Source organism: Leisingera sp. F5 (assembly GCF_001593695.1).
The window spans coordinates 1-7143 of the sequence record NZ_LUKH01000089.1; the positions used below are offsets into that span (position 1 = coordinate 1).

The following is a 7143-nucleotide window of genomic DNA, read 5'->3' on the forward strand; positions in this document are numbered from 1 at the left end:
GAACGGTGTCGCTGTTCACCACCAGCGTCTATCCTGCGGCCACTTCGCAACTAATCCACCAGGCATTGCAGAAATCCCTGCGCCACCATTTCACTGATCCGATCAGCGCCCGCTTTCCCTGGCTGGCCGAGGAGTTCCGCACCCTCCCCGCTATGGGGAATTAGGCTCTCCAGCAATTCGAAACAAACATCCGTGTTTTTCGGAACCTGCAAGCCGCAGCTTGACCGTGCGGCCTGCAGGACGCTGTTTTAGGCGCAACCCGCGCCGTGCCCTTTCCCACGCACCCGGCGGCCCTCTAATGGAAATGAGCTGACCCCAATGGCAATCACCTACCTCAAACAGGCCCAGCCCCGCCCCGCTGCCGAAAACAGCGATATCCGCGATACAGTCGCCGTCATGCTCGCCAACATCGAACGTGATGGCGAAGACGCGGTGCGCCGCTACGCGGAAAAGCTGGACGGCTGGACAGGCCCCATTGTGGTAACCGACGCCCAGCGCCGCGCGGCCTGCAACCGGGTTTCGCAGCAAATGAAAGAGGACATCCAGTTCGCCCATGCCAACGTCCGCCGCTTTGCCGAGGCGCAGAAGGCTACAATGGGCGAATGCGAGGTAGAGGTAATCCCCGGTCTGATCGCAGGCCAGAAGCAAATCCCGGTTTCCAGTGCCGGCTGTTATGTGCCGGGCGGCCGCTACAGCCATATCGCCAGCGCGCTGATGACCATCACCACCGCCAAAGTGGCCGGCGTTCCCCACATCACCGCAGTCTCGCCAACCCGCCCCGGAACCGGCATTCCCGATGCGATCGTCTACGCCATGGACCTCTGCGGAGCGGACATTGTCCTGAACCTGGGCGGGGTCCAGGGCATCGCCGCCATGGCCCAGGGCCTGTTCGGCGCCCAGCCTGCCGATATTCTGGTCGGCCCCGGCAATTCCTACGTGGCAGAGGCCAAGCGGATGCTGTTCGGCGAGGTCGGAATCGACATGTTTGCCGGCCCCACCGATTCATTGGTCATCGCCGATCACACCGCTGATGTTGAAACCGTTGCTTGGGATCTGGTCAGCCAGGCAGAACATGGCGCCGACAGCCCGGTCTGGCTGGTCACCACCGATGAGGCGCTGGCCAAGGGTGTCATGGCCCGCGCGCAGGCGCTGATCGGCAAACTGCCTGAACCCAATCTCTCTGCCGCCCACCGCGCCTGGCACGAACGCGCCGAGGTGGTTCTGTGCGTTAGCCGCGAGGAAGCCGCGCAGGTGGCCGACCGTTATGCGCCCGAGCACCTGCAGGTTCAGGCCGAGGATCTCGACTGGTGGCTTGACCGCCTCACGGCCTACGGCTCACTGTTTCTGGGTAAGGAAACCACGGTGTCCTTCGGCGACAAGACCTCCGGCCCCAACCATGTGCTGCCAACCAGCGGTGCTGCTCGCTATACCGGCGGGCTGTCTGTGCATAAGTTCACCAAGACCGTGACATGGCAGCGCTGCAATTCCTCCGCCTCCCATGAGCTGGCCCAGCGCACCGCCCGCATCAGCCGGATGGAGGGTATGGAAGGCCACGCCATCGCTGCCGAGATGCGGCTGCAGCCGGAACCTGTTTAGGGCTATCCGGCGCTGCTGCGACACTACGCTCAGGATGGCGTTTCCAGTTGCTGGTCAAGATCGACCGGCCCCAGGACCGCGTCATCTGGGATATCTTCAAACCCCGACACTTCGCCGCCGTAACGGGCAGCAAAACGGGCGGCGTCCTCAGTCGAGGCAAAGGGCACAACTTCCGGCGCGCCCATGCCGCCTGCCACATTCGCCCCCACCACGAAATGCGTTCCCTTGGCATCAATCCAGTTGTTGGTGCCGGGATGCGCCCAGCTGGCGGCTGCGCCCATGTCGCTGACATAGATTGCGGTGATCTCCGCATCCCGCTCCGGGCTCTTCACATAGGCTGCCAGATCCCGCACCTGGGCAAAAAACAGCGGCACAGGGAAGCCCTCCAAATGGATCTGCCCCTTGGGTCCGCCGTGTTCGGACACATTCATCTGGCAGAAATAGCTCAGCGCCGCTTCCGTCAGTTCCACCGGCGCCGGCGGCGCTTTGGCCTCCTCCTCCAGACAAGCGGAAAGAAACAGAGCCGCGGCAAGGATCAGGCGCTTCATGGCTCCACCCTCCGGAACGCGGCACAGGCCAGCAGGAAGCCCAGCGCGGGCCACAACAGCAGCGACAGCGGTGCCGCCCAGCCGGGCAAGGCACTGGCCGCCCCCGTCATGCCGCTGGACAGGGCGACACTTTCCGAGGCCGCCACATTCCACAGCCGGAACGCATCCGCCGGGTTGGCGACCATCACCCAGGGGAAGACCTTCTGGGTGAACACCCCGCCGCTGTCCATCACTACGGCGCCCAGCAGTCCCAGGTCATAGAGCACCACAAACACCAGCCACACACCCGCCGACAGGCCGGCGGCAGCGGCGGCACCGCTGCTGAGCGCCGACAAGGCATAACCCAGCACCAGGAACACTGCGCCCAGCAGGATCGAGGTCGCCACCAGCCGCACCAGCGCAATCAGGCTCTCGGGGCCTGCACCGCCAAACCAGGCCGCAACCGCTCCGGCGGCACCAAAGCCGATGACCATCGCCACCGCCAGGGCCGCCAGCTGCGCCATCAGCTTGCCCAGCAGGATCTCAGCGCGTCCCGCGGGGTAGGCAAGCAGCAGCGCCAGGCTGCCGCGGTCACGGTCCCCAGCCACCGCATCAAACCCCATCATCAACGCCAAGAGCGGCGCAAGGTATACCGACAGAGTGGTCATAGAAGCGACCGAGACCGTCAGCATGTCCACCCCCAGCGTCCCCGTCGGGGCCGAGCCGGCAAAGGACAACGCCAGCGAGAACGAAAGCATGATCAGCGTTGCCATGAACAGCCAGAGGTTGCGGCGCAGGATCAGCATCTCGGCGCGGGCTATGGCAAAGGCACGTTTCATTTGCGGTCCTCCCCGGAGTAATGGCGATAAAGGTCTTCCAGCCGCGGCGGCACCATGTCGATATCAACCACTGCATCGCCCATGGCCGCAATCTTGCGCAGCTCGGCCATCTTGTCTTGCGGCCGGCAAAGAATCTCGACCGAGGCGCCATTGATCCGCCGCCCGCCGGTCTCCAGCGCGATCCGATCCGCCTCAGCACCCTGTGCCTGCACCCGCAGCTTGACCGGAAGCCCGGCCTGTGCCGACAGGCCCGCCAGCGTGTCGTCCGCCACCTTCACGCCTTTGCGCAGGATGGCGATACGGTCGGTGCGCGCCTCCACCTCGGTCAAGGCATGGCTGGCGATCAGCACCGCAGCGCCCTGCCCGGCCAACTCATTGATGATGGCATAAAGATCCTGGCGCGAGATCGGATCCAGACCGCTGGTGGGTTCGTCCAGCAGCGCCAGTTTGGGACGCCCCAGCAGCACCTGCGCCAAGCCCAGCCGCTGACGCATCCCCTTGGAATAAGCCCCGATACGGCGATGCATAGCCTCGCCCAGACCAACCCGTTCCAGCAATCTGATAATATCTGCGCGCTCCCCGGCAAGACGGGCAAACAGCCCCAGCTGCTCATGCCCGGTCAGCGCCGGGTGAAAACTGGCCGCCTCAGGCAAAAAAGCCGTCGCGGCGCGGGCGGCGCCCGTGCCCGGCTTAGCGCCGCAGATGCGGATGCTACCGCCCTCATGCCGGATCAGGCCCAGCACCGCCTTGATCAGCGTCGACTTGCCCGCACCGTTGTGGCCCAGCAGCGCCAGCCGCTCGCCCGGCGCGATATCCAGATCAATGCCATGCAGCACCTGTGTCCTTCCGCGGAACTTGTCCAGCGAGCGGATCTGCAGTGGGCTGTTTGCGTTATCCATCCTGTTCAACCTTTCTGGCGGCCGCCGGCCGCTCGGGCCGCATCAGCGGGTGGCTGTCGATCACCCCGCCCGGCAGCAGCGCCGGGAACGCCGATTGCGACCAACGCACCAGCTGTACCGCGGGTGAGCCCATCAGCAGCTTCGCCGCCGGCTGGGTCCACAACACATGGTCCATGCTGTCGTTGGGACGGTAGGGTGCATCGGCGATGCCATCTCCATCGACATCAAAACCCGCAAAATCGGACCAGTAGTTGCCGCGGCCTGCCTCAGACCATTCCACCCATTTGGTGGAGACAAATTTCACCTGATGCCGGTTGCCGACAAAGGCATTCCCAACCATCCGGTTGCCGGCACTGCCAGCGGTAAAGTGGATGCCGATGCCGCAGCCCTCAAACCAGTTGCCGGAGAAATCATTCTTGTGTGCGTTGTAGAGGAAGGTGCATTTGTCCCGTGCCCCCTTCACATAATTGCCCCGTACCTCGCCCTGGTTGGCGTAGTTCAGCATCACCCCGTGGTCGCGGTCATTCAGCGAGACATTCCCGGTCACCTTGACCCGTTTGGAGAACATCACCGCATAGCCCAGATGATTGCCGATCGAGACATTGCCCGAGACCTCGGAATTGTCGGCATACATGTAATGCACGGCAAACCGCAGGTCGCGGAAGGTATTGTTTGTGAATGCATTCTTCTTGGAACTGTTCACAAAGATCCCATCACGGCCAAAACGGATGCCGTTGCCGTCCACCACCGCACCCGGCGCGTTCCAAACATAGACCCCGTTGCCGCGGGAATTCATGTGGCGATCCAGGCGGCCTTCGATCCGGTTGCCCTGAACCAAGCTGTCGCGCGCGCCGTGAATATCCACGCCATAGAGATTGCCCAGCAGCACATTGTTCAGGATCTGCGGCGCGCGGGCGGTCTTGGTCAGCTTGATACCGCTGTCGATCTCCTGATGCGAGGAGCCGGAGCCGACAACGGTCAGGTTTTGCACCGTCACGCCTGGCCCGGTGACGGTAATCACCGACCCCGCACCTTGCCCGTCCAAAGTGGCGTGGCCCTGCCCATCCAGGGTGACCGGCCGGTCCAGCACCAATGTTTCGGCATATTCGCCGGGGGCGAGGCGGAGGATGTCGCCATCCGCCGCCTGCGCCAGTGTTTCTGCAATGGCCCCTGCCCGGTTGGGCACTTCCCAATCCGCCGCCCAGGCTGGTGTCAAACAGGCGGGCGCCAGGCCGGTAAAGGTCGCAATCAGAGATATGGGCAGGAGCCGTTTCATTGTCAGGCGCTCCGCGGCTCAACCAGCATCCGGCCGCGCATTTCCATGTGCAGCGCGTGGCAGAACCACTGGCAATAGTACCAATGCACGCCCGGACGCTCCGCCTTGAAAGTAACCGAGGCAGTGGCCTGCGGCCCGACTTCCATCGCGACGCCGAAGTTGGACAGGCAGAAGCCGTGGGTCAGGTCATCAATGTCATCCAGGTTGGTGACATAGACGGTAACCTCGTCGCCCTGCTTGACGGTGAACTTCTCCAGGCTGAAGTTCGGCGCCTGGCTCGACATATAGACCCGCACCTTATCGCCGTCGCGCACGATGGTGTCCTGCCAGTCGTCCAGATCCACCCCGTCCGCTTCGGCCTGTGCCCGTGCGTCCGACCACATCGGGTCGTTGCGGTCCCAAAGATTGGCCGGGTTCACCTTAGAGCGGTGAACGATGATCGAGTCATGCGGCTCGGCAAAGGTCGGGCCGTCGTGGACCACCTTCATCTTGTCACCGGAGATATCGATCAGCTGCTCATTCTCTGGCTTCAGCGGACCGACATTCAGGAACCGGTCTTTCGAGAACTTGTTCATCGAGATCAGCCACTTGCCGTCGGCATCGGCGGTCTCGCCCATCGAAGTGGAGTTGTGGCCCGGCTGATACTGCACATCGACCTTGTCGAGGATCGGGTCCACATCCGCCCCGGCATAGGCCTCAATTGCCTTCAGGATATCCCATTTCACCACCTGGCTGTCGAGGAACAGTGTAGTGTAGGCATAGCCGCGGTTGTCGAAAGCGGTGTGGAGCGGGCCAAGGCCCAGCTGCGGTTCGGCAACCACTGCCGAGCGCGGATCAGCGTCCGCATCAAACAGCGCGTCCAGCTTTTCGACATCGATCACCGACACGGTCGGTGACAGCTTGCCGTTGACGCAGACGTGCTTCTTGTCCGGCGCAGTGTTGATGCCGTGCGGCGAGTTCGGGATCGGGATATAGCGGGTCAGCTTGCCCGGCGCGTCCTTGCGCCCGTCGACGACCTTGGCGCCGTTCAGCTCCTCATAGTTGCCCGCTTCAATTGCAGCCTCAATCGCCGCGATGTTGAACACAACAACATGGTCCAGCTCGTTCTCGGTCATCTCGGCCAGGGTCATGCCCATTTCCGAGTTGTAAGAGGTCGAATAGGCGTATTTGCCCTGATAGTCGCAGTCGGTGTTGTCCAGGTTGCCCGAGACGATCACCTGCCAGGCGACTTCCATGGTATCGCCGTCAATGGCGGAGAAGATGTTCACATACTGCGACGGATCATCCAGGATCTGGCCGTCGTTGATCAGCGGCGCCTCGTGCTCGCCATTGGCAAAGACATAGCCGGTACGCGGGAACTTTTGCGGGCGCAACCCGTGAATATCCTTGGCATTGGGGATCTCGATGATCTTGTCGCATTTCATCACGTCGCAGCGCACCCGGGCAACGCGGGTGTTGGCCTTGTCGTTCATGAAGATGAAGCGGCCGTCATAGGTGCCGTCGGTAAACGACATATGCGGGTGGTGCAGGTCGCCGTTGTCATAGGTGACCTTGCCGTTGGCGGCCAGGAATTCCTTGGTTTCCGGCAGCAGGCCCTCGGTCAGGATCTTCAGCGACTCGTTGGTCTGGCCCCAGCCGGTGGCCGAGCAGCGGTTGAACACCGGGATCCGCATGAACTCGCGCATCGACGGCACGCCCAGGATGCGCAGCTCGCCGGTCTGGCCTGAGGACCAGAAGCCATAATATTCATCCAGCTCGCCCGGCGCCAGGTTGACACCCTCCGCCGCTTGCGCAGGCCTGGCGCCCAGCAGCGCGGAGCCGGCGCCAGTGGCCGCCAGCACGGCGCCAGAGGCTGTGGCCCCCAAGAGGCCGCGGCGGGTGACGGGCAGTGTGTTTTTCAGATCTTCAGACATGATGTCCTCCTTCAGGAAACTTTTGTCCTGTTCGCGTTGGGGTGATTGGCGAGCGGCCGGCCCAGAGTGACGTCTGGTGCCGGGCTGCCGGTC

6 protein-coding genes are annotated in these 7143 nt (G+C 63.1%); 1 reads left to right on the forward strand and 5 read right to left on the reverse strand.

The window, feature by feature from the left end:
• The first annotated feature begins 318 nt into the window (after positions 1-318).
• Positions 319-1596 carry a histidinol dehydrogenase gene (hisD, locus tag A2I95_RS24205; protein ID WP_291733953.1) on the forward strand — a complete coding sequence of 426 codons (1278 nt, stop codon included), beginning with the start codon at positions 319-321 and terminating at the stop codon, positions 1594-1596.
• Between the two features lie 29 nt (positions 1597-1625).
• On the opposite strand, the gene A2I95_RS24210 is transcribed toward hisD, so the two are convergent.
• From A2I95_RS24210 to nosZ, 5 genes are read right to left on the reverse strand one after another with little or no spacing between them, the layout of a single operon-like run.
• Positions 1626-2144, reverse strand: coding sequence for a nitrous oxide reductase accessory protein NosL (locus A2I95_RS24210; RefSeq protein ID WP_027257829.1), 519 nt, complete (start codon positions 2142-2144; stop codon positions 1626-1628).
• Positions 2141-2962, reverse strand: coding sequence for an ABC transporter permease subunit (locus A2I95_RS24215; protein WP_291733956.1), 822 nt, complete (start codon positions 2960-2962; stop codon positions 2141-2143). The genes A2I95_RS24210 and A2I95_RS24215 overlap by 4 nt, the downstream gene beginning before the upstream one ends.
• The gene (locus A2I95_RS24220) at positions 2959-3861 is read right to left on the reverse strand and encodes an ABC transporter ATP-binding protein (protein WP_291733959.1); all 903 of its coding nucleotides are present in this window, start codon (positions 3859-3861) and stop codon (positions 2959-2961) included. Before A2I95_RS24220 ends, A2I95_RS24215 begins: the two co-directional genes overlap by 4 nt.
• A complete protein-coding gene (locus A2I95_RS24225; protein ID WP_291733961.1) occupies positions 3854-5137 on the reverse strand; it encodes a nitrous oxide reductase family maturation protein NosD in 1284 nt (427 codons plus the stop codon). Before A2I95_RS24225 ends, A2I95_RS24220 begins: the two co-directional genes overlap by 8 nt.
• Before the next feature lie 2 nt (positions 5138-5139).
• Entirely contained in the window at positions 5140-7050 is a 1911-nt protein-coding gene (nosZ, locus tag A2I95_RS24230) for a TAT-dependent nitrous-oxide reductase (RefSeq protein WP_291733963.1), read from the reverse strand.
• Positions 7051-7143: the final 93 nt, after the last annotated feature.